20 protein-coding genes, 1 tRNA gene and 3 pseudogenes are annotated in these 23,082 nt (G+C 36.0%); 8 read left to right on the forward strand and 16 right to left on the reverse strand.

All coding sequences use genetic code 11. The features are described 5' to 3' along the window. Window positions 1-232 precede the first annotated feature (232 nt). Together NMD99_RS07345 and NMD99_RS07350 are read right to left on the reverse strand one after the other, a co-directional pair. Window positions 233-907 carry an ABC transporter ATP-binding protein gene (locus tag NMD99_RS07345; protein WP_253309781.1) on the reverse strand — a complete coding sequence of 225 codons (675 nt, stop codon included), beginning with the start codon at window positions 905-907 and terminating at the stop codon, window positions 233-235. Between the two features lie 39 nt (window positions 908-946). Next, a complete protein-coding gene (locus NMD99_RS07350; RefSeq protein WP_253309915.1) occupies window positions 947-1,408 on the reverse strand; it encodes a HesB/IscA family protein in 462 nt (153 codons plus the stop codon). Between the two features lie 47 nt (window positions 1,409-1,455). Between NMD99_RS07350 and NMD99_RS07355 the strand changes: the two genes are divergently transcribed. Together NMD99_RS07355 and ribD are read left to right on the forward strand one after the other, a co-directional pair. Further along, window positions 1,456-2,637: a deoxyguanosinetriphosphate triphosphohydrolase gene (locus tag NMD99_RS07355; RefSeq protein WP_264687883.1), complete on the forward strand. Its 1,182-nt coding sequence runs from the start codon at window positions 1,456-1,458 to the stop codon at window positions 2,635-2,637. Window positions 2,638-2,665: 28 nt separating this feature from the next. Then, complete coding sequence (gene ribD / locus NMD99_RS07360; RefSeq protein WP_373457561.1) at window positions 2,666-3,886, forward strand: bifunctional diaminohydroxyphosphoribosylaminopyrimidine deaminase/5-amino-6-(5-phosphoribosylamino)uracil reductase RibD; 1,221 nt, start codon at window positions 2,666-2,668, stop codon at window positions 3,884-3,886. 56 nt (window positions 3,887-3,942) lie between these two features. On the opposite strand, the gene NMD99_RS07365 is transcribed toward ribD, so the two are convergent. Beyond that, complete coding sequence (locus NMD99_RS07365) at window positions 3,943-4,743, reverse strand: hypothetical protein (RefSeq protein WP_309166073.1); 801 nt, start codon at window positions 4,741-4,743, stop codon at window positions 3,943-3,945. A gap of 133 nt (window positions 4,744-4,876) precedes the next feature. On the opposite strand from NMD99_RS07365, the gene truB reads away from it, so the two are divergent. The 3 genes and pseudogenes from truB to pnp all read left to right on the forward strand — a co-directional run bounded on the left by truB (window position 4,877) and on the right by pnp (window position 8,384). Next, complete coding sequence (gene truB / locus NMD99_RS07370; RefSeq protein ID WP_264688464.1) at window positions 4,877-5,812, forward strand: tRNA pseudouridine(55) synthase TruB; 936 nt, start codon at window positions 4,877-4,879, stop codon at window positions 5,810-5,812. Between the two features lie 12 nt (window positions 5,813-5,824). Next, window positions 5,825-6,097, forward strand: a complete 273-nt coding sequence (gene rpsO / locus NMD99_RS07375) for a 30S ribosomal protein S15 (protein WP_006279944.1) — start codon at window positions 5,825-5,827, stop codon at window positions 6,095-6,097. 14 nt (window positions 6,098-6,111) lie between these two features. Continuing rightward, window positions 6,112-8,384: pseudogene (gene pnp / locus NMD99_RS07380) on the forward strand (polyribonucleotide nucleotidyltransferase). 202 nt (window positions 8,385-8,586) lie between these two features. On the opposite strand, the gene rpe reads toward pnp, so the two are convergent. Both rpe and NMD99_RS07390 read right to left on the reverse strand, forming a co-directional pair. Then, window positions 8,587-9,267 carry a ribulose-phosphate 3-epimerase gene (rpe, locus tag NMD99_RS07385; RefSeq protein ID WP_253309921.1) on the reverse strand — a complete coding sequence of 227 codons (681 nt, stop codon included), beginning with the start codon at window positions 9,265-9,267 and terminating at the stop codon, window positions 8,587-8,589. Window positions 9,268-9,395: 128 nt separating this feature from the next. Then, window positions 9,396-9,812: a zinc-ribbon domain-containing protein gene (locus NMD99_RS07390; RefSeq protein WP_309166078.1), complete on the reverse strand. Its 417-nt coding sequence runs from the start codon at window positions 9,810-9,812 to the stop codon at window positions 9,396-9,398. 73 nt (window positions 9,813-9,885) lie between these two features. Here NMD99_RS07390 and dapD point away from each other — a divergent pair, with 73 nt between their 5' ends. Further along, window positions 9,886-10,716, forward strand: coding sequence for a 2,3,4,5-tetrahydropyridine-2,6-dicarboxylate N-succinyltransferase (gene dapD, locus NMD99_RS07395; RefSeq protein ID WP_253309923.1), 831 nt, complete (start codon window positions 9,886-9,888; stop codon window positions 10,714-10,716). Window positions 10,717-10,722: 6 nt separating this feature from the next. On the opposite strand, the gene NMD99_RS07400 is transcribed toward dapD, so the two are convergent. Continuing rightward, window positions 10,723-11,007, reverse strand: coding sequence for a DUF2610 domain-containing protein (locus NMD99_RS07400; protein ID WP_007549418.1), 285 nt, complete (start codon window positions 11,005-11,007; stop codon window positions 10,723-10,725). Further along, a complete protein-coding gene (locus NMD99_RS07405) occupies window positions 11,008-11,379 on the reverse strand; it encodes a hypothetical protein (RefSeq protein WP_353273101.1) in 372 nt (123 codons plus the stop codon). Between the two features lie 101 nt (window positions 11,380-11,480). Here NMD99_RS07405 and NMD99_RS07410 point away from each other — a divergent pair, with 101 nt between their 5' ends. Further along, a complete protein-coding gene (locus tag NMD99_RS07410; RefSeq protein WP_253309925.1) occupies window positions 11,481-12,524 on the forward strand; it encodes a class I SAM-dependent methyltransferase in 1,044 nt (347 codons plus the stop codon). Window positions 12,525-12,784: 260 nt separating this feature from the next. Here the strand turns inward: NMD99_RS07410 and NMD99_RS07415 are convergent. The 4 genes and pseudogenes from NMD99_RS07415 to NMD99_RS07430 all read right to left on the reverse strand — a co-directional run bounded on the left by NMD99_RS07415 (window position 12,785) and on the right by NMD99_RS07430 (window position 16,332). Further along, window positions 12,785-12,870 (reverse strand) — tRNA-Ser (locus NMD99_RS07415). Between the two features lie 31 nt (window positions 12,871-12,901). Further along, window positions 12,902-13,708 carry a DUF2163 domain-containing protein gene (locus NMD99_RS07420; protein ID WP_264687893.1) on the reverse strand — a complete coding sequence of 269 codons (807 nt, stop codon included), beginning with the start codon at window positions 13,706-13,708 and terminating at the stop codon, window positions 12,902-12,904. 402 nt (window positions 13,709-14,110) lie between these two features. Next, window positions 14,111-14,173 (reverse strand): GIY-YIG nuclease family protein, encoded by a 63-nt coding sequence (locus tag NMD99_RS08065; RefSeq protein WP_373457562.1) that lies wholly within the window; start codon window positions 14,171-14,173, stop codon window positions 14,111-14,113. Between the two features lie 148 nt (window positions 14,174-14,321). After that, window positions 14,322-16,332, reverse strand: a pseudogene (locus tag NMD99_RS07430) (WD0745 family porin). Window positions 16,333-16,669: 337 nt separating this feature from the next. Here NMD99_RS07430 and NMD99_RS07435 point away from each other — a divergent pair. Then, the gene (locus tag NMD99_RS07435; protein ID WP_265016682.1) at window positions 16,670-18,010 is read left to right on the forward strand and encodes a lipase family protein; all 1,341 of its coding nucleotides are present in this window, start codon (window positions 16,670-16,672) and stop codon (window positions 18,008-18,010) included. Window positions 18,011-18,053: 43 nt separating this feature from the next. Here the strand turns inward: NMD99_RS07435 and NMD99_RS07440 are convergent. The 5 genes and pseudogenes from NMD99_RS07440 to NMD99_RS08070 all read right to left on the reverse strand — a co-directional run bounded on the left by NMD99_RS07440 (window position 18,054) and on the right by NMD99_RS08070 (window position 22,977). Continuing rightward, window positions 18,054-18,873: pseudogene (locus NMD99_RS07440) on the reverse strand (3'-5' exonuclease). Continuing rightward, entirely contained in the window at window positions 18,866-19,750 is an 885-nt protein-coding gene (gene era / locus NMD99_RS07445) for a GTPase Era (RefSeq protein ID WP_253309588.1), read from the reverse strand. Before era ends, NMD99_RS07440 begins: the two are co-directional and overlap by 8 nt. A 359-nt stretch (window positions 19,751-20,109) precedes the next feature. Beyond that, window positions 20,110-21,246 carry an ankyrin repeat domain-containing protein gene (locus tag NMD99_RS07450; RefSeq protein ID WP_253309587.1) on the reverse strand — a complete coding sequence of 379 codons (1,137 nt, stop codon included), beginning with the start codon at window positions 21,244-21,246 and terminating at the stop codon, window positions 20,110-20,112. Between the two features lie 389 nt (window positions 21,247-21,635). Next, the gene (locus tag NMD99_RS07455) at window positions 21,636-22,523 is read right to left on the reverse strand and encodes an ankyrin repeat domain-containing protein (protein WP_309166080.1); all 888 of its coding nucleotides are present in this window, start codon (window positions 22,521-22,523) and stop codon (window positions 21,636-21,638) included. Between the two features lie 16 nt (window positions 22,524-22,539). Continuing rightward, window positions 22,540-22,977 carry a J domain-containing protein gene (locus NMD99_RS08070; protein WP_373457548.1) on the reverse strand — a complete coding sequence of 146 codons (438 nt, stop codon included), beginning with the start codon at window positions 22,975-22,977 and terminating at the stop codon, window positions 22,540-22,542. Between the last annotated feature and the right edge of the window lie 105 nt (window positions 22,978-23,082).

Genomic DNA, 23,082 nt, shown 5'->3' on the forward strand with positions numbered 1-23,082 from the left:
AGAAATGAGTGTAGTAATATAAATGAAAAGGTTTTGTTATGTTTAAAAAGCTATTATTTTTTGTTTTAGCTGTGTTTATGTTATCGGGGTGTTCCCTAAGTAAACAGCGTAAGTTAAAAAGTCCGTGTATAAAAAGCAATGAAAGCGTTTCATGCGAGTTGTACTCTGTTAATGATCATTGGTTAGATAAGTATAAGGCATAGGTAGTTTTAAATTGTGCTATTTTTCCTATTCACAACTTCACTAATGATCGATCTCTCAATTGGAAAATGCAGTCTGCCTTTTCTGCAAGGAGATGATTGTGCGTTACTATAAGCATAGAGCTGTTATTTTCCTTTACGTATGAATGTAGCAGTAAAAACACGTTAAAAGAATTTGTTGGATCTAAATTTCCTGTTGGCTCATCTGCAAGTAAAAGCTTTGGAGAATTTACAATGCTTCTTGCAATTGCAACTCTCTGCCTTTCCCCACCCGAAACTTCAGATACCATGCTACTTGCTTTGTTTTCCAGACCAAATTTTTCCAACATTGCTTGCGAATTTTTTTTTGCTTCAGCTTTGCTTTTTCCTGCAATAAGTTGAGGAAGCATAATATTTTCCAACACCGATAACTCTTGTAACAAATAGTGAAATTGATAAACAAAACTAAGAAAATTTCTTCTTACATGGGTTTTATGCTTATTATTGGCTTGTGTGCAATTTATTCCATCTATCGTAACTATACCTGAAGTTGGCTTGTCCAACAAGCCTGCGATTTGCAATATAGTTGTTTTTCCTGCACCTGAATTGCCAATCAGCGCTACTACTTGCCCTCTTGTGACACTTAGGTTGATGTCTTTTACAACAGCAGAATTGTCCTTGAAGCTTTTATCTACAGAAGTTAGTTCTAGAGCTACATTATCACCCATGTTTAAAAGACCCAGAAGGCATCTAAATTTTGGTAATAATTAAACCGAAAAACTGTTACCACAACCACATTGAGACTTAGCAAGGGTATTCTTTATTTGAAAACCAGAACCACTGAGATCCTCAGTATAATCTATAACTGAGTTATTTAAAAATTTTGCTGAACAATTATCAACCATTAATACAGGGTTTCCATTTTCATCATTAATTACTATATCTTTACCTTTTTCGCTAAAATTGGAGTGGCTTCTATAGTCCTCGCTTTCTTCATAGTCATCATCTTCGTCTTCGTCATCAAACTCATCATCGTAATCATCATCTTCATCATCCAAAGATAGATTTTTATTCATTTGATCCATAAGAAAATTGTATTTGAAGCCAGAACATCCACCGCCTGAAACTGCAACCCGCAAAACGGAACTCTTATCCCCTTCCTGCTCTGCAAGAAAGTGGATTTTTTTTAGTGCATTATCAGTTAAGTTGATGTTGTAATTTGTTGACATAGTAACCACCGTTTATTATTGATAATTTATTATAGTAGAAATTTTACATGTCAAACAATAATTTTCTATTAAGTTATGCATGCTTTCCAAGCAAAACAAAAGGGAGATACTTCAAAGAGCCAGAAGATGAGAATCGCAGCTGCTTTCAGCGTGATAGGGATCGCATTGTTCACTCTAATGCGTTTAGGAAATTGGGGTACAAAACACAAGTTTTTATCAATTACGAGCACGATTACTATCGCACTCGGCTGACTCATAGCCTTGAAGTTGCACAAATTGCAAGATCCATCGCACGCAGGCTCAGCTTAGATGAGGACATCACTGAATGCATAGCGCTTGCACATGACCTTGGTCATCCCCCATTTGGTCACACAGGTGAGGATGCTCTAGTTCAAGTTGATAGTGAGAAGTATGAGTTTGATCATAATGTTCAAGCTATAAGGATTTTAACTTATCTTGAACAAAAACATGCTGATTTTGATGGTATGAATCTAAGTTGGGAGGTGATTGAAGGGGTTGCAAAACATAATGGTCCCTTGCTTGGTCAAAACGCGGAGTCTTCTACAAATAATCAGCTGTTATTAGAATATAATGAAAAATATGATCTAAAACTTGAGGAATTTTCAAGCATTGAAGCGCAAGTTGCTTCAATTGCCGATGATATTGCTTACAGTGTTCACGATCTTGATGATGCACTCAGAGCAAATTTAGTAACCATCGAAGATTTGCTGAATGTTCCTTTAATTGAAAAAATGTTTAAAGACATAAGGAGCAGATATTCAGAATTACCTCAGAGCAAACTCATACATGAATCACTGAGTGGAACTATAGGAACTATGATAAGTGATGTTGTTTCTCAGACTGAAAGAAATATTGAAGATCATAAAATAAAAAGTGTAGAAGACGTAAGAAGTCTAAATAAAATGCTAGTCACATTTTCACCAGAAGTTGCGAATGCTACAAAAGAAATGAAAAGATTCAACATGGAGAAAATATACAGAAGCTATAAACTGAGTAGAACGATGAACAAAGCGAAACGCATAATACAGGAACTTTTTCAATGTTTTTATGAAAATCCAAGATTACTTCCCACAGAGTGGAGCAAACTTGCTTGTGAATCCCAGCGTTCAATAGTAATATGCGACTATATCTCGGGAATGACAGATAGATTTGCTATACATGAGCACAGGAGAATATTCGACACTTCATATGAAATGACTTCTTTCTAATGACTGATGATCATTTCATGTCAATTGCATTAAGGCTTGCAGAAAAAATCTTGGGAATGTTGCGTCAAATCCTACTGTCGGGTGTGTTATTGTAAAAGATGGTATAATCATTGGTGAGGGATATACAGGAGTAGGTGGGCGCCCACATGCAGAAGTGGTTGCTTTGCAAAGTGCAGAAGGTTTAACCCATGGTGCAACTATGTATATCACGCTCGAGCCATGTTGCCACTTTGGAGTTACAGGACCATGTACTGCGGAAATCATAAGAGCTGGAATAAAAAGGGTAGTAATTGCAACTATTGACCCAGATAGCAGAGTTTCAGGTGGAGGCATTAAAGCTCTGAAAGAAGCAGGAATTGAAGTTGAGCAAGGTATTATGCAAAAAGAGGCAGAAGAACTGAATGTCGGTTTTTTCACCACTAAAGAATTTCATAGACCATTTATAGCTTGCAAAATTGCAACAACTCTTGACGGAAAAATCGCAACATTTACAGGCGATAGCAAATGGATAACAAGTGAAGATACGAGAAATTGGGTGCATGAGCTCAGAGCAAAATATGATGCAATTATGATTGGCAGCAATACTCTTATTAACGATAATCCACTCTTAACTTGCAGATTACCAGAACTCGGAAGTAGATCGCCAATAAGGCTAATTATTGATAGCCAGGAAAAATTGCAGGAAGAGCATAATATTGCAAAGACTGCAGATAAAGTAATAACTTGGGTGATTACAAACAGAGAAATAGAGAGAAAAATAAAAAACATTAATTATTTGATAGTCAATTCAAATCACAAACCTCCTGTTATTCCAGATGTCACCCCAACACACTCTCCTGTCATTCTAACGCCTTCTCCTGTCATCCCAGTGCCCAGACACTGGGATCCAGAAAACTTCAAGCAATTGCATAATGAAAACTGGATTCCAGCGTCACGCGCTGGAATGACATCGGAGCCTGACATTATCGATAAAGTCTGCCTAAAAGACATGGCATCAAAACTTGTTTCAGAAATTGGTATAACAAGGCTATTAGTTGAAGGTGGAGGAGTGTTAATCACAGAGCTACTGAAGCATAGTTTAATCGACAGGCTGATAATCTGCCGCAGTGGTAAAATTTTAGGTAATGATGCCATCCCCTTTATAGGGAATTTAGGAATTCAATCCATCAACAACTGTTACCAATTTAAAAAAGTAGAGATAATAGAGTTTAGTAAGGATGTAGTTGAGATGTGGGATAGATTACCGTAACTCTTCTCAAATGAAAAAAAGAGGCAGAACCACCTCTACCTCTTCTTTCATTAACTTTAAACTTTTTTAGCGTTTGATATAGCATTTTCTAATGCAACATCTGCTAAGTTAGTTGCTACTTTACCTTTTAAAGCTTCCAAAGCTTCATTACTCACCGCAACTTTTGATGGCTTAGAATCAGTAGTCATACCTAACTCTGCTTTCATGTCAGCAACAGTTGTTTTTTCAGCAACTTTAGTTATTTGCACCTTATATTCAGTAGCATTATTTTCAGGAGCTACGTGTGCAAGCTTAACAACTTTCCCATCTGCTAATAATATGTGAACTGGTTCATTATTTTTTGCTAGTTCTTTGTAATCAGCAATTGGAAGTGTCAGGAATAATTGCTGAACATCGTTATCGCCGTCTTTTTTAACTGTTTCTTCAACAATCGTACCACTCTTTACCACATCTTTGACAAGAGTAGCAAAGTTTGCATCTTTACCATCCTTACCATCCTTACCATCCTTACCATCCTTACCATCCTTACCATCCTTACCATCCTTACCATCCTTACCATCCTTACCATCCTTACCATCCTTACCGTTCACTCCTATTTCTTCATTCTTCTGCATTTGCTGATATGAAGCATAAGCTGCTGCGGCAAAATATACAGCGGCAATAAATAGAACTGCAATTCCAGCAGGGCTAGCAACAAGTGCTAAAGATGCAGGTCCAGCAATTACTTTAGTAGCAATTAATATTGCCGTTATTGCTCCCGCTAAAGATGCAAGTGCAACTAAACCTTCAATACTCATTTTTGTTATATGTGCAGTGTTTTCCCACTTCAATATGCTTTTATTTGTATTTATAGTCATAATAGTCCCCTTAAAAGGATTAAGTATGTGTTAATAGATGCATGTTAGTCAAGCTATTTTTTACATTATTATTTAAAGTATATATTTCAAGCTGCTTCCTAAACTGTCATCAGCTGTATATAATTCACATATGATACACGGCTGGCTGAATCTCGATAAACCAATAGGAATTAGTTCTGCACAAGCTGTAACCCAAGTTAAAAAGATCTTTGGAATTAAGAAAGCTGGTCATCTGGGAACACTTGATCCTTTAGCTTCAGGTGTGTTGCCAATTGCTCTTGGCGAGGCAACAAAAACTGTACCGTATTTATCTTGTGACTTAAAGGCATACGATTTTACAATAAAATGGGGCGAACAAAGAACAACGGATGATTTGGGTGGTGATATCATTAGAACTAGCGATATAAAACCCGAATATAATCAAATAAATTGTGCAATTAAAAATTTTATTGGTGAGATCAAGCAGACTCCTCCTCAATTTTCAGCAATAAAAATTAAAGGAGCAAGGGCGTATAAATTGGCAAGAAGTGGGCAAAAGGTAAATATAAAACCCCGACAAGTCAAAATACATGAGCTGAAATTGATATCTGTGGACACCATAAATAATAGTGCAAATTTTTCTATGATGTGCGGTAGTGGTGTATATGTGAGATCAATTGCTCGGGATCTTGGCATTGCATTAAATTGTTTTGGACACATTACGAAATTAAGAAGAACTATGGTAGGTGACTTTAGAGAAAACGAATCAGTGACAATTGAACAGCTCGCTGAAAGAAACACAATAACTTACTCTCCGATAACAAAAGGTGATACTGGAGTAATAGAAGGTACAGGGAGTAATGCAAAAAGTTTCATCATTCCCATTGAATCGGCTTTAAAATCGATGTTCAAAATTGAAATTTCCCCAGAAGATGCGGGGAAAATCAGAAAAGGTCAGGAAGTTGTATTAAATAACTTGCGTAATTTAAAGAATTATGATATTTGTTGTACGATAGTGGGTAGTGTACCTATTGCAATCTGCAGTTTTATTTATGGTTGTGTGAAACCTATTCGTGTTTTTAATATTTAAAATGAGGTTTAGATGTCGATAACATCCGAAAAGAAAAAGAGTTTGATAAATATATATGCGATTAAAGAGGATGATACAGGTTCATCTTTTGTACAATGTGCAATTTTGACCGAGAGGATCAGTAACTTAACTGAGCATTTTAAAGTGCACAAGCATGACCATCACTCTAAGCGTGGTTTACTTATATTGATAGGTAGAAGACGCAAGCACTTAAATTATATAAAGCGTAAATTTGGTAATGAAGCCTACCAGGAATTAATAGAGAAGTTAGGCATTAGAAAATAATCGAGGAATTTAGTATGTTTAAAATTATAAAAAAATCTATAGAGTGGGGTGGTCGTACCTTATCTTTAGAAACAGGAAAAATAGCACGCCAAGCTCATGGTTCAGTAGTTGTAAATTACGGTGATACTTCTGTTTTAGTAACTGTTGTACGTAAAAAGAAGGAAGAAAGCGTTGATTTCCTACCTTTAAATGTGCAGTTTATCGCAAAAAGCTATGCCATGGGTAAGATCCCTGGTGGTTTTTTTAAAAGGGAAGGCAAGCCATCTGATAGAGAAACTTTAATCTCAAGAGTAATAGATAGGAGTGTAAGGCCACTCTTTCCAGAAGGATTTCATGATGAAATTAGTGTGATGTGTAATCTATTAACTTATGATACAGTCAATCCTCCTGAAGTGCCAGCATTGATTGGTGCTGTTGCAGCTCTTGCGATTTCTGGTGTTCCTTTTCACTTTACTATAGCTGGAGTGATAGTTGGTTGTGATGAAAATAATAACTATATACTCAACCCTTCTGTTCAAGAGATGAAAGCAAGCAGCTTGGATCTGTTTTTGTCTGGTGATGAAAATTCGATTTTAATGGTTGAGTCAGAAGTGAAAGAGCTCTCTGAAGAAAATGTTTTTAATGCAATAAAATTTGGCCATGAACACCTTAAACCTGTCATTAAGCTCATAAAAGAGTTTGCTGATACAGTTGGCAATAAGCCTGAAAGCTTTGCTCCTGTTGATACATCAGATATAACACAAGAGCTCGAAAAATACGGTAAAGATTTTGAAAAAGCATATTCGCAAACAGTAAAACAAGAGCGAGTTCAAGCTCTAGAAGCGGTCAGGAGAATATATTGAATACTCTTAAAGAGACTGGAAAAGATGAAAAGTTAATTACGTATGCAGTAAAAAACTTTGAAAGATCTTTAGTACGTGAAATAATTAGGAAGAAAGGTGTAAGGATAGACGGTCGTAAGCATGATGAGATACGTCAGATAGAAGTTGAAGTTGATATTCTGTCCAGAACTCACGGTTCTGCGCTGTTTACAAGAGGCAACACTCAGGCATTGGTTGTTACTGCTCTTGGTACTACTCAAGATGAGCAAATTGTGGATGATATTGAAGGGGATAGACGTGAGCATTTCATGTTGCATTATAACTTTCCCTCATTTGCTGTTGGAGAAACTTCTGCTGCACGTGCACCAGGAAGAAGAGAAATCGGTCATGGCAAACTTGCTTGGAAAGCAATTCATCCTGTTTTACCCGATAAATCTGAATTTCCTTATACAATAAGAGTAGTGTCCGAAATTTTGGAGTCTGATGGTTCTTCTTCTATGGCAACAGTTTGTGGGACTTCTCTTGCTTTAATGGATACGGGTGTGCCAATAAAGGCCCCTGTTGCTGGAGTTGCTATGGGCCTTATTAAAGATAAAGACGAGTATGTGATACTTTCCGATATATTGGGTGATGAAGATTATCTTGGTGATATGGACTTTAAAGTAGCAGGAACTAGTGAAGGGGTTACGGCACTACAAATGGATATGAAAATTTCTGGTATAAGCTTTGAAATTGTTGAAAAATCTTTAGAACAGGCAAAAGCTGGAAGATTACATATTTTAGAAAAAATGAATGCAGTGATTTCAGAACACAGTGATGACGTCAAAGACCATGCACCAAGGATGTTATCATTTTACATAGATAAAGACAAAATTTCTGCAGCTATTGGTGCTAAAGGAAAAAATATACGCAGTGTGTGTGAAAGAAGTAATGCAAAAATTGAAATAGGAGATGATGGTAAAGTTTCTGTTTTTGCCACGAGTGGCACTGAAGCTGAAATTGCAAAGAGTATGATGATTGATTCAATAACAGAACTAGAACAAGGTTCTATAGTTGATGTCAAAGTTGTAAAAATAGAGAAGTCTATTGTAGAGCTTGAATTTCTTAATGGCAGAAAAGGAAAAATGCACATAAGTGAAGTAGCTAATGAACACATAGATTCTATAGAGAGCATACTTAAACAAGATGATACTTTCAAAGCACTAGTAATTGACTTCGAAAAAGGTGGGTGTCCAAAGTTGTCAAGACGTCGAGTTGATCAAGAGACGGGAGAGTTTTTTGAAGGTGAGCTTTACAACGAGGAAAGGAAAGATGGTCCAAATGACAGGGATAATTATTACAATAATTCATTTAATAGAAAACCTGGAGGAAGTTACCATAAGAAGCCTTCTCGTCCTCGTTCTGGTTTCAGCAACAGAAATAAGCCGAAATTTGGTAATAATGATTCATCATCAGGCTTTTATTAAAAGTAAACTTCTTGCGTTACCTCTTGTCATCCAAGTAGCTTGACTACTTGGACCAGAGACTTTTTCAAATTGGTAGATAATAGAAATAATTTGTGTTAACTAGCTAAAGATCTTAGGTTTGCCAACATTCCGCTACGTGTTAGCGGCTGAGATACCGCGAATGAATCGCGGTATGACGTAGGGCTGCACTAGCTATATAGGATTACCACGATGGATTTTTAAGATCATTTACGGCCTTCTTAATATCTTCAGCCTTGAATATCGCCGATCCCGCAACTAAAATATCAGCACCTGCTTTTATTATATCAGTTGCGTTAGAAAAGTTAATTCCACCATCTACTGAAATTTGTGTTTTAAGATTACGCTCCTGTATCATTTTTTTTATAGTAGATATCTTGTTCAACTGTGAATGAATAAATTCCTGCCCTCCAAAGCCAGGGTTGACTGTCATAATCAGCACAATATCTAGCTCATGTATTATGTATTCAAGCACACTTGGGGAAGTTGAAGGAACAATTGAGACTCCAGCTTGAATCGTTTTTTTTGCGTCGTTTACATTTTTGTATGACTTTATCTTTCTTATCAACCTCTCAAGGTGTATCTCTGCTTCTGCATGTACAGTGATAATATCAGCACCAGCATTTATAAAGCTTTCAATGTGGTTACCAGGAGATTTGACCATTAAATGCACATCAAAAGGAAGATTGCTATATTTACGTATTGCAGAGACAACGCTAGGACCAATTGTAATATTTGGAACGAAATTCCCATCCATAACGTCTATGTGTATGTAATCTACACCTAAATCGCTAATTTTTCTTACTTCTTCTCCTAATTTTGCAAAGTCTGCTGAAAGTATAGAAGGTGCAATTTTAATACTCATGAGCTGTTTTTTACTAAAAAATAACTTATTTTTAAGACTCTGTCACCCTAATACTATTTGCATCATCTGAGTAGCTATAGGAACTGGATACCGATATCGGCGATGATTTATGCCTATTTAACTAGATCTTAAATTAGATAAAAAAGGTAGTCTTGATAAAACTTATTTACAACAAGTTTTTTTACATTTGGATTTTCTGTTTGTTCTTTTTTGTACCCTAATTTATAGCTTATTGAATCCTTATATGAACTGATCGTTTTGTATGCTTTGTTCATCTCTCTAGGAAAGATGCCATTAGCAATTACGACGCATAACCCTGTAGCTGTTGCAAAAGCTAGAGTGGTAAATGCTAGATTTTGTAAAAAATTCCTTCCACTAATTTTTTTTTCCTGTATATTAGCAGAGTGCGATTTGTTTGACGCTTCTTCTAGATGTTCATGCCATATATGATTGCAGTTCGTACACTTTACCTTTCTTCCAAATGCACCAATTTGCTCAGAAGATACTAAGTAAGTTTTAGTACAACTATTACATTGTATTTTCATAGCACTTACATATAAAGTGGTAACAAGCTCAAATGATACAGAGCTATAAATTTAATATTAATATATATAACAAATGGAAGGTTTGCAACTAAAAAAAACACAAAGTGAGATAGAAAATATTTGGAAAAATAGAGAAAAATTTAATGACTGTAACCTAAAGGAAACAGCAAGAATAGCAATTAAAGAGGTAATTGAGCTCCTTGATAGTGGCAAAATTAGAGTAGCAGAAAAGCTATCAAGTGGAGAATGGGTAGTACATAAGTGGATAAAGCAGGCAATATTATTACATTTTCTCACTGAAGAAAACAAAATAATAGACAATACCAATTGCTGGTTTGACAAGATCGGTAACAAATTTAGTGAATGGAATGAGGAGAAATTTCGCCAGTTAAAAATTAGAGCAGTTCCTGGGTGTTTTGTCCGCCGATCTGCTTATATAGGTACAAATGTTGTTCTAATGCCAAGTTTTATCAACGTTGGTGCATATGTTGATTCAGGAACAATGATAGATACCTGGTCAACGATTGGTAGCTGTGCGCAAATAGGAAAAAACTGCCATATTTCCGGTGGAGTGGGAATAGGTGGAGTCCTTGAGCCTATTCAAGCTTCACCTGTCATTATAGAAGATAATTGCTTTATTGGAGCACGTAGCGAGGTAGCCGAGGGTGTGGTAGTGAGAGAAGGATCAGTCCTTGGCATGGGTGTGTTTATTGGAGCATCAACAAAGATTATTGATAGAGAAACTAGCGAGGTATTTTATGGCGAAGTGCCACCTTATTCTGTAGTGGTACCAGGGTCTATTCCATCTAAAAATAACATTTCAACCTATTGTGCAGTTATAGTAAAAAAAGTGGATGAAAAGACGAGATCGAAAACCTCTATAAATGAAATATTGAGGGATTAAACTATCTCACTGCTTGTCGTCACTTTTTTTATCATTATTACTAACCACAGTAATGGCATACGCACATAACTCTGAGAAAGAGACTCCATTTTCTTGAGATAGTTTATATAATTTTTGTAGACTTTCTTTTACTTTATTAGGGATATTCCCTCCACGTTCTTTTACAAGCCAGGAATCTTGATGATGAATTGGATGAGCATCACTTTTTGGATTTCCTATATATATTGCAAAAGGTGAACTTTGTCCTTTGAAGTCACATTGTACAGTAAATTTTTTTATAGATTCAGCCATCTAAAGACCTCTACTTTTCTTTTTGGTCGATTTTATAGCAGGTGGAAGAGGTGGTTTCTTTATAAAATCTTGTCTATTGACAACACTTTCTTTACCTTCCAAAGCTCGGCGAACATCAGCTCTGCTTAATTGCGACTCTTTTGCTACCTTCATTCCATGCTTTGCCATAATATTAGCATATGCTAGTACTTTTTTTACCAATTCTAGATCACCATCTAGCATTTGAACTAGCACTTGAAACACTTCCGCTAAAGTTAGTCCATCAGCATTTATAACCTTGTTTTCTATAAAATTGACAGCTTCTTCAAATTTGTATTCAATACTATCATCTTGAGGTATAAGGGCAACATAATCGGTGTTTTTGTCGTCCATAACTGAAGCACTATTACTCACAAACTTAAGTTTATACTATATATATAAATACTCTACTATTTTATATTATGGCACGCTATAGTTAAACATTTATTAATAACATGCTCACTTATATACACGAATTAATTGACAAAAGTCAAGGATCAATATCCATCAGTGATTTCATGAATGCCGTTTTGTACCATGAAAAATACGGCTATTATACGAGTAGATTACCACTTGGTAAGGATGGTGATTTTACTACTGCACCTGAGATCAGCCAATTATTTGGTGAAGTAATTGCAGTTTGGATAATGCATACATGGGAAAAATTAGGAAAGCCATCAAAATTTTCTCTAGTTGAACTTGGGCCAGGCAAAGGAACACTCATTCACGATATAATAAGAGTCACTAAAAAATACAGCAGCTTTTTTAATTCAATGTTGATCCACTTAGTTGAAATAAGCCCTACTTTACGGAAGATACAAAAGGAAAAATTAAAAGGCTTAGGTGTTAATTGGCACAAAGATATTGACAACCTACCAGAACAACCAACCATTTTTTTAGCAAATGAGTTCTTTGACGCTCTTCCGATAGATCAGTTTGTATATCGTGATGAGGGGTGGTATGAAAATAGGGTGACAAAACAAGATGATGGCAGTCTCTTGGTGTCATGCCAGTGCGTGACACTGGAATCCAGAAAAAAAGAATCATGGATTCCAGTGTCAGCTACTTGCATGACAGGGAGTTTCGATGGTGCAGTGGTGGAAATATGTTCAACTGGGGTTGAAATATTAAAAAAACTTGAGAAGAAGATACATAATAATAAAGGAGCTGCTTTGATTATAGATTACGGTTATGTATACCCCGCGTATAAGAGCACTTTGCAATCGATAAAACAACATAAGTATGCTAATTTTCTTGAGAATGTTGGTAATAGTGATATTACTGCACTTGTGAACTTTCAAGCATTAAAAGATTCATTAAAACACGTAGATTGCGAGATTTTAACTCAAAGAGAATTTTTATATCTTTTTGGCATAAAAGAAAGAACCCAGGCTTTAATGAAAAGCGCAAGTGATGAACAAAGGAATAGGATCTTTAGTGAATTCTTAAGGTTGACTGAAAATATGGGCACTCTTTTTAAAGCAATGCTATTGATATAGCTAGCCCAAGAAAGGTTTCCCTACGTCATACCGCGATTCATTCGCGGTATCTCAGCCGCTAACTAGTAGCGGAATGACGAATTTGTTGTTTTTCAAATTGTAGGTAAACCTAAGTCACTTTAGCTATAGCATAGCTAAAGTAATTTATGTTATTGGGTAAGTTAAAAATATGATATAAATGAGATAAGAGGGAGCTACTCACTATAGGAATAGAGTTGCGCGCGCGACCGAGGGTTTTATACCATTCTAGAAGTAATATGCGGAAAAGGGGGATTCGAACCCCCGACATATTTTCATATGTGCACGCTTTCCAAGCGTGTGCTTTAGACCACTCAGCCACCTTTCCATGCATATTCATAATATTGAAAATTGTGCTGCTAAACAATATAAAAACCTGGTATATAGGGTTCACCACGAAAATTTACAGTATTGTTAAACTTGCTTCTGCAAGTTGGAAATGTTTTATCGCAACCTGCGAGTATTGAATATTTATCCCCAGCAGAAATTTGGTATGGAGGCGAAGTAAACAACGTAACTACTTTATTTTTATATTCTTTTACTACACCTTCAAATGCTGTTGAGCCAAAGAATTTTACTACTCCGTGCTTATAATATTCATCACTCTCAGCTAAATTCGTGTCTTCAAATCTTCTTTCGTCTATTACTTTAGTGATTGTACTTATTTTACTAAATTTTTTAGTATCGGCTTTGCATTTATCATCGCAAAATTGTGCTCTGCATGCAGGAGAGTATAATTCTGCTATGCTTCTCTCAAGCTTTGCTGAGAGCCCTCTAATTTCAACAATAAATCTTCCACTACTTAATGTCACTTTACCAAAAGTTCCTGAATGTAGATTCATTGTTCCCTGGGTCAAGTCTTTATAATTCACAAGAAATATTTCAATATTTGCAAAGTCGTACTTTCCTGATAAAACATCTTCTTCTTTAATATCACCACTATTTAATATCCCTTCAATTTCTAGATTATCAGTTTTTAAATCGCTGTTTAATATTATACTACTGGCTGTAAATCCACTTGAAGATTTATAGAGTATATTATTAATATTTAAATCTTCATCATAGTCAGTGAATCCCATTACTTCTCCACCTGCAAGCGTTAATTTCCAGCACGTAGCAGTGGTAAGTAATTCTCCAGCTAAATGATTTTTTAGTGTGGTTTGCATAGGGGCCTCCTGTTTAATTGATTGAATTTGAAAGTAGCTATACGGCTAGTAGATAAGCCAGTGTGTTCTTTTCCCGTCATCTGAGTAGCTATAGAGTGTCATCCCAGTAACCATAGGGTGTCATTCCAGTAACCATAGGGTGTCATTCCAGTAACCATAGGGTGTCATCCCAGTGCGTGACACTGGGATCTAATTTTACCTGACTATGTTATCATATAAATCTACCCAATTTGGATTTTCTTTTTCGATCAAATCAGTCTTCCATTTTCTTTTCCAACTTTTTAACAGTCTTTCTCTATTAAGAGCTGAATTTATATCTTGAAATTCTTCAAAATGAACTAATTTATGTACATTGTATTTTGATGTAAAGCCAGAAATAACTTTACTCTTATGTTCCCAGATTCATTTAATCAGATTTGATGTTATACCTGTATATAAAGTTCGATTATTCTTGCTTGCAAGTATGTAAACGTAATAATTTTGCATATAACTTAGATCCCAGTGTCACGCACTGGGATGACAGGAGAGAGGACACTATATGTTTATTTGATTGACAAATAAACACTAACAAATAAGATACACACCACATTAAATTGTGGTGTGTACTAGCTGGTTAGAAAGAAAACTTCACACCAGTAAGAAGGAGAATTCCTTGGTTAGAAGGTGCCTCTTCTGTGGTACTACCTGCTTTTGTAATCTTATGATTTGCGTTTTGTTTCTCGTTAGTCATAAAATAATGGAGAGCTGCGTAAGGAACAAATTTGCTCTTACTGCATGCAGGAGATAGATCATATTGAACGCCAAGTGCGCCATCGTGAAGCATATCTCCATCATTCATTCTGCTACCAAAGTACGTCAAACTTGTGTAGATATTCTCATATTGATAGCCAGCTCCTACAGTCCAATACATGGTGTCCATACTATCTTCACCAAATTGAGCTTTCAGCCCTTTCATTCTTTTGTTAGCATCAGGAAGCAGTTCATATTTTTCAATTTTATTATTAGCATCTTTTGTCAGTATTTCAATACCTTTTGGTTGACCAGATTTGCCCAGATATGCAAAAGAGGCAGCAAATTTTATGCCTTGATCCTCATTAATCTTATAATCAGCGCTTACACCCAAATTAACACCCATAAGGTCATTGTACTCTACAAATTCCTTATAAAGATGCTTATCTTTACTTGGTTTTTTGCTTGACCATACTCACCAACTGCAGAAGTTTTAACTTTCACCTTATATTTATCAAAGTCATATTCATATGATGCACCAGCACTTATTATGTGCTCATAGTCTGGACCGACATGTTTTATCTCTTCCTTATGTTTTATTTTATCATTATCTGTACTATCCTTGAAAGGAACTGTTTCTTTTACAGTAAACAAGCTACTATCATAACGAGGTGAGTAGCTGATACCAAATCTTGCGCCCATATAATTTGGTGAGTAGTAAGCAACTCTAAATGGCAGTGTAGTCATAACATCTTTGTTGTATTTCCCTGCCATGCGGAAAGAGAATTTTTCACTTTCACTCGAAAAACTTTCAGTGTAAAGACGTGGTGTTACATAAAATGGAAAGCTCGCAGCGCTTCCTTCTAAGTTCACTTTTCTGAACCAGTCACTATCTGCAGCTCCGTCAACAGTTGCAATTCTTGTTGCATCAAGTCTCATCAGAGCCTCAGGACCAAATTGATAACCAAGCTTTAGATCACCATGTTTTGAATTTAAAAATACATGTGCACTCCTGCTCCTTGCAGCGTAAACACCCTGTGAAGCCCCTTTGCCTTCTGTAACTGGGACGTGAAATTGCACGTCAGCACCATAAAGAAGACCTAAATCTTCATTTTTATTTTCTGCTCTGAGGTGTAATATCGCATCAGCAGTCATACCCATATCGTTGCTGTAATCACCAATATTTCCTATTCCACTAGGGAATACGGGATTTGCTCCTTGTATCTTATCCTGAGGGGCAGTATAATACTCTATAGATCTGTTTGGCATAACGTTGTAACGTTTATACTCTTCACCACTTGGCCCTGCTTTGCCATAGCTTTGAGCATCAACAACACCACCAAAAGTTATTCTTAAGCCATCTTTTCCTTGGTTGGTGTCGATAATATCAACTCCACCAACTGAAACAACAGGACTTGCCTTACCTTTTTCCTCTGTATTTTTGTTAACAACTTTTACATCCTTCTTTACATCTTTAGCTTTAATTTTAGCATTCTTAGTTTTAGAAGCCTTAGTTTTTGAAACTTTACCTTTTTCTATATTAGAATTCTTAGCATTTAGAGCTTTCGCTTTTGAATCCTCTATAAGCTTTGCTTTTTTCTCATTTGCTAGCCTGATCTCCTCTTTTTTCTTCTGCTCGGCTGCTAATCTTAGCTCCTCTTTTTTCTTAAGCTCTTCAGCTTTTTTCTTGGATCAGCATTACATATTCTGTCCATCTTTTCTTTCAGTTTTTTATTTGATGTTTTCATAACTTCTGTTTTTCCAGAAGTTTTTGTGCTCTCTTGCTTTTTTATTTCCTTCATACTCTCATCAGGAAAGTCAGCTGCAAAACTGCTGAAAGAACATAAAGTTAATAAAGAAACTAGAGCAGTTCTAGTATAAATAGATTTTTTCATGAAGTGCCCCCAAAAAATTTCGAAATCATTGTCTTAAATGTAAATATATAAAAATGTTGAAAATTCAACTTAAAGCAATCTTATAGCGAAAACAAAAGTAAAGTGCAACACCTTAAAAACAACTTTTTTAATATGCCTAACGTTTATATTAACCAAAATTTAGCACAAAGGTTAATATTTTTTGCTTACTAGTGCATTATAACTCTACTATTTATTCTATGGAAGTAAAATTTTTTTATTCTAGCAATAGAAAGATTATAGAAAATACTATTGACAATAATATCAATCTACATTATAGTTAAATAAATTGTTTAGCTGATAGTAGATTGAGGTAGTTATGGATTTTAGTTTTTTACGCAATTGGTTTAGCACCACAGGTACTAGTGCAAGTAGTATAGATTCACAATTAGGTGATGTTGAACAATCAAGCTCCATCTTAGCAGATAACGGCAAATATAAGGTGGATGATGAGTTTGAGATCATTGAAGATTATGAATTTATAAATCCTGCTGACCCAAATGAACCACATTCTTTACCTTCTGCTTACCAGATAGATGAAAGTATCGCAGAAATTGCAGGGTTTGATAAAGAGAAATTATTGGAAATGAGTAATTTCTGTAAAATAAGCTATGGTGATAGTGACGATAAGTTAGATGAAAAAAAACATCATATATTAACTTGTAAAAATGTAAGTGAGGAAGATTTTATAGCTATTGAAGCAGATGGGAGAATGCACAAAGAAACTAATCCTTCTGAGGATATTATTTTTGAATTTAAAAAAATGTATAAAACTAGAGCTGAACTTTTTAGCGAAGGTTATAAAATCATTCCATTTGGTAATAGTTTCGAAGAAGATGCTGGGTATGTTTTCATAAAAGGTGAAGAAATAACAATAGCTTACCACGGTACTCGTGGCTTAAATGATGCAATCACTGATCTAAATGCATCTTTTACTACTTCAGAACTTTTACCTGACGGTGGAAGAATTCATCGTGGTTTTTATAATTCATTTACAGATTCATGGCCTAATCTTTATGGCATTTTGAAATCTCATGCTGAAAAACAAGGATCAGAAATCAAAGATTTTAAAATCAATCTCACAGGTCACAGTATGGGAGGAGCTATTGCTAAGATAGCTGCTTTATGCCTCAACAAAACAGAAGGCGCTGAAGATGTTCATGTTGCAACTTTTGCTGATCCAAGGGTTTTTGACCTGACTGCCAGTGAAATTTATAATGACGCTCTTCAGGAAAAAACCATAAGGGTCACTCACCATCAGCGAGATCCAGTGCCAGCATTGTGCCCTGGTTCGTTTGGTTATGCTCACGTAGGTGCACAATTAAGAGTATCGACACCAGAAAGATATTCTAGTCTAGTAAGTTATTTGCATGGAATAGATGGTTATCATGAGGCCGTTTATAGGATGGATGAAAGTGATTTTCGATCAAATAATAACGTATCTCTCTTTTACTATCCTGTTAGGATATTAAATCGAATTAACTCTGCAGTTTTAGGTAATGCTCAATATTACGCTGCCAATGCAGTAAATTATATTTTTGGTGGGTCAAATTTTTTCGAAGAAGTAAAAAATAAAAATTCTTCTCAGATTGAACAAGCAGAAGTTGTGCAAAGCAAGATAGCATATGAGAATTACTTGTCTACTGCAAGGAGTTTATAACTATTACTATGGAGCAATTATTAGATTGCTCCATAACATCTATTCATTTAAATTCAATATAAAAATTTCCACCACAACCATTCCTCTTTAAATTTTTTTAGATGTTCTTTTTTTTCGCACTCTAAAAGCAGCTCTTCCACGCTTTTGTTGTAGCTTTCAGTAGTAATCCTTCCCTGATGATGCATGAACCTCAAGTAAATCAAATAAGTGTTAATCACATCTGTTTCACAATAATCTCGAATCTCTTGTATCTTGCCGCTATCATATAAGCCCATAACTTGTGACCCATCAACTCCAATCTTGCCAGGAAGGTTAAATGCTGCACAAACTTCGTTCATTTTTACTCTTGCAGAGGCTCCAAAATCAGAGAGGGTTTCAAGTAAGTCACAATGCCAATCACTACTATATCTCTGATTGTAACTATTCCACTTATCACCAGCTTTATGAAAGTATTCTGCTTGAATGCCATGGACCATAGCACGATACTTCAGTACTGGTATATCAAAAGTGCGTCCGTTGAACGAAACTAATCTTGGCTTTTTCTCTGATATGTAGTTAAAAAATCCTTTCACTAGCTCCTTTTCACTGGAATTTAGTGTGCCTCCAGATCTTATTTCTTGCAGTGTGAACACCTCATAACCGCTCTGGTGGCTTATATTGCAAAGTAAAAAACTGATAACTACAATTTGGTGGAAGGGCTGACGCAGAAAAGAGTTTTGCCCGTTTGTTATTTCCAGGTGGTATTTTGTTAATGCATCCCTTTTCTCTTCTACACTACTATCATCACTAATATTGAGTAAATTTTTGCAGGAATTTACATCTGGTATAGTTTCAATATCAAATACTAACAAAGAATTAAGCATTGCCTATATACTCCTCAGGACGGTCGATCCAAGGTCGCACTTTTACGAACAAAAAGAGGTGAACCTTGCACTCAAATAATTTTTCTAGTTCAGCACGTGCTTCGATATTAATTTTTTTAATATTACTGCCATCTTTCCCTAGCACTATTTTTTTATGACTATCTTTCAACACGAATATGATCTGTTTGATGACTAAACTCTTATCTTTTTTTTCCTCAAATTGTTCAGTTATAACAGCTGTAGAGTATGGCAATTCTTCACGCAAGTTCAAGAATAATTTTTCTCTCGTAATTTCTGCTGATAAAAAATTTGTCGAGGAATCGGTTATTTGATCTTCTTCATAAAACCAAGGGCTCACCGGTGCAACTTCAGACAAGTAATTCATCAAATCAGAAAGTCCATCATTCTTTAATGCTGATATCGTAAAAACTTTTTCAAATTTATAAAGCAAATTCAGATGCTCATGCGCCATCTTGAGTTCTGGCCTTTTTACCAAATCAGTTTTATTGATAACCAAAATGCATCTGCCTTTTGTGCGCTGCAGCCGCGTAAATATAGTCTTAATTCTTTCTATATTTTTCAAATAATTGCTTACATCAACAAGTAACAAAGTGATGTCATCACCCTTGATTGCTGACCATGCAGATTTGACTAAAGCTTTTTCAAGTTTTGTTTCTGCTGAGAAAATTCCTGGGGAGTCAGTAAAGACAATTTGTGTGTTGTTGCATGTTGCAATACCCCTTATTTGCGTCCTTGTTGTTTGCACTTTGGGTGTAACAATTGCAATTTTCTTGCCTATGATGCTGTTAATTAATGTAGACTTCCCAGCATTTGGTAAGCCAGCTATGGTTACAAATAAGCACTTTTGTTCTTTCACAAAGGAAATTATAAAGAAAACTGGATGCCAGTGTCAAGCACTGGAATGACAAGTTCTCGGCAACCCCTACGTCATACCGTCACGGTATCTCTAGATCCCGCTAACACGTAGCGGAATGACAGCAATCCTACGTCATACCGCCGCGAACCGTCATACTGTCACGGTATCTCATCCGCTAACAAGCAGCGGGATGACAGCAATTCTACGTCATACCGCCGTGGTATCTCTTAGCCGCTAACACGTAGCGGGATGACGAATTACTTAACCGTCATACCGCGATTCATTCGCGGTATCCCAGCATAGATTCCGCTAACAAGTAGCGGAATGACGGTAAACCTAGATTACTTTAGCTATAATTATTAAGCTGCACCTGCTGGATTTGGTGATTGACTATTAAGAAACTCTGCCCTAGCTTCAGTAAACTCAGTTGAGGGTCTTGAAAAGAACATAATTTTTATTGCACAGCACGCACTACATAATGCAACAGCAGCCATACCTACTGCAAGAGTAGAACACCAAACTTTACCTATGTACGCGTCTGCAACCCCAGAAATCAAGGCAATACTACCTGCTGTAGTTAATAGCGTAGCACACCCAATCCAGAATGCTTTCTCATAATTAATAGCACCAAACATTTCTCCAGCATCACTGCTAGCACCAGCAACACAGTCCACTGGTTTTTTGCCATCTTTATCCTTCAAACCTGGATCAGCCCCTTTTTTTAGAAGTAATTTCGCAATTTCAACGCTACCGCCGAAAAAATGTCCACTGCACAAATAGTGCAGTGGTGCCTTACCTTGATTATCTTGCATATTAAGATGAGCGCCTTTACCCAAAAGTAATTCCACAGCTTTATGACGAGCAATGCCACAACAACTATAAATAGCATAATGAAGTGGTGATTTACCTTCTTGATCTCTTTTATTAGGGTCAGCACCACGCTCCAGGAGTAATTCTATGATTTCATTATAACATTTATTACAGGCCTTGTGTAACGCAGTACAACCTTGTTTGTCCTGCGTGTCACAATTAGCACCATTTTCCAAGAATAGCTTTATAATTTCAATGTTCCCTCCTTCTTTTATAGCAAGTATCAGTGCTGGATAGGCATATATATTATCATTAATATAATCACCAAATTTTCCATCTTTACTGCTCTTGAACTTGGAAAAAAGTTTTTTCAGAAATGCTGTATTTCCCTCTGAGATAGCCTCATATAGATAAAACTTTAAATCTTCAGGAGAATTAATTTCATCTAAATTTTCATCAGTCAGTTTTGTAACTTCTTCCGTATCTTTTCCAGTGAGAAGGTCATATGCAGCACCTAATTCTTTAAATTTCTCCTCGTTGTATTTTTGCACATCCTCACTTGCACTTGAATGTTTATCAGGATGATATTCAAGAGCTAATTTTCTATATGCTTTTCTAATTTCGTATTCACTTGGATTATCACTTGGACTAAAGCCTAATATTTTTAAAGCTTCCTTTCTATTCACAATAAACCTCCTACTGGAATATCTTAAGCTAAGTATAACCCAAAATTTCAAAAAGCAAAGCTTTTTATGTTAAACTGCATCCACTGCGCAATCCCATAACTGTACAAACATTGTAATTTATCTCCATCTAGGAAAGGGTGTCATCCCAGCGCCCCTATGATGTCATCCCAGTGCCCAGACACTGGGATCTAGTTTTTCATAAATGGTGCATTTTAACATAACTTTTATACTTGATAAAATTCCTGGATTCCAGTGCCAAGCACTGGAATGACAAGAAGAGGGTACTTGGATGACAAAGGAGGACGTTATTCCAGTGTCAGCTACTTGAATGACACCCTTCTTGGTAGAGATTGCTCTTAAATAACAATGCTCGTACAGTTGTGATTAAGCTAATGCATTGTCAATTCTTTTAGATTGTCCTCAGCATTTAGCTCAACATTATTTACTACTTTTTCAGTAATAACTTCAGCAAATTCAGGAGAAGGTTCTTTTGTTTCTGTGAGAAATGCTGCCTTCACAATACCTCTTACAGCAAGACATGTAAAAATGGCACAAATTACTGCTGGTATAAAGCACCAAGGGGAATACATAACACCTAAGGCAGTAAAACCTGCTGCAAAACAGCAACAGACCAGAGCTTCTATTGTTCGATTACGCAGGTAGTGCTTCTCAACACCACTATATTGTGCTAGTAGCACTTTAACTTTACTGTTTCTGAAAGATGCAGAAGTTAGCTCTATTAGGCCACCCGTATCACAGTCATAAACCTTTCCTTTAGGATCTGCACCATATTTTAAAAGCAGTTCTACAAGATTAACGTCACCTCCTCTGCAAGCACTACCTAATATAACGTTAGGGTCTGCACGATATTGCAGTAATAACTCTATAATTTCGTTGTACCACTTTCGAAATGCTGAGTATAGTGCAGAATTACTGTTGGCAAGAGGGTCAGCACCGTACTTTAATAGCAACTCTACAACCTTGCTATTCCTGCGATAACACGCCCAGTATAATGTAGAATCACCGTTATCGTTTTTTATGTTCGGATCAGCACCATGTTTCAGAAGTAGTTCCGTAATTTTACTATCCGCATTACGGGGTAACCCAAACATAATATGGGCAAATAATGCAGTGTCACCATTTTTTCTTTGTATATTAGGGTTAACACCATGTTTCAGGAGTAATTCTACAACTTCATCATAACAGCCACTACAAGCCTGATGTAACGCAGTGTCACCGTATTCGTCTTGTACGTTACAATTAGCACCATTTTCCAAGAGTAGCTTTATAATTTTAATGTTCCCCCCCCCCTTTAAGCACAGAAAGCATCAGTGCTGGATAGGCATATATATTATCATTAATATAATCACCAAATTTTCCATCTTTACTGCTCTTGAACTTGGAAAAAAGTTTTTTCAGAAATGCTGTATTTCCCTCTGAGATAGCCTCATATAGATAAAACTTTAAATCTTCAGGAGAATTAATTTCATCTAAATTTTCATCAGTCAGTTTTGTAACTTCTTCCGTATCTTTTCCAGTGAAAAGGTTATATGCAACACCTAATTCTTTAAATTTCTCCTCGTTTTGTTTTTGCACATCCTTACTCTCACCTGAATGTTTATCAGGATGATATTCAAGAGCTAATTTTCTATATGCTTTTCTAATTTCGTATTCACTTGGATTATCACTTGGACTAAAGCCTAATATTTTTAAAGCTTCCTTTCTATTCACAATAAACCTCCTACTGGAATATCTTAAGCTAAGTATAACCCAAAATTTCAAAAAGCAAAGCTTTTTATGTTAAACTGCATCCACTGCGCAATCCCATAACTGTAC

The organism is Wolbachia endosymbiont of Listronotus oregonensis, assembly GCF_031205055.1.
GTDB lineage: Bacteria > Pseudomonadota > Alphaproteobacteria > Rickettsiales > Anaplasmataceae > Wolbachia.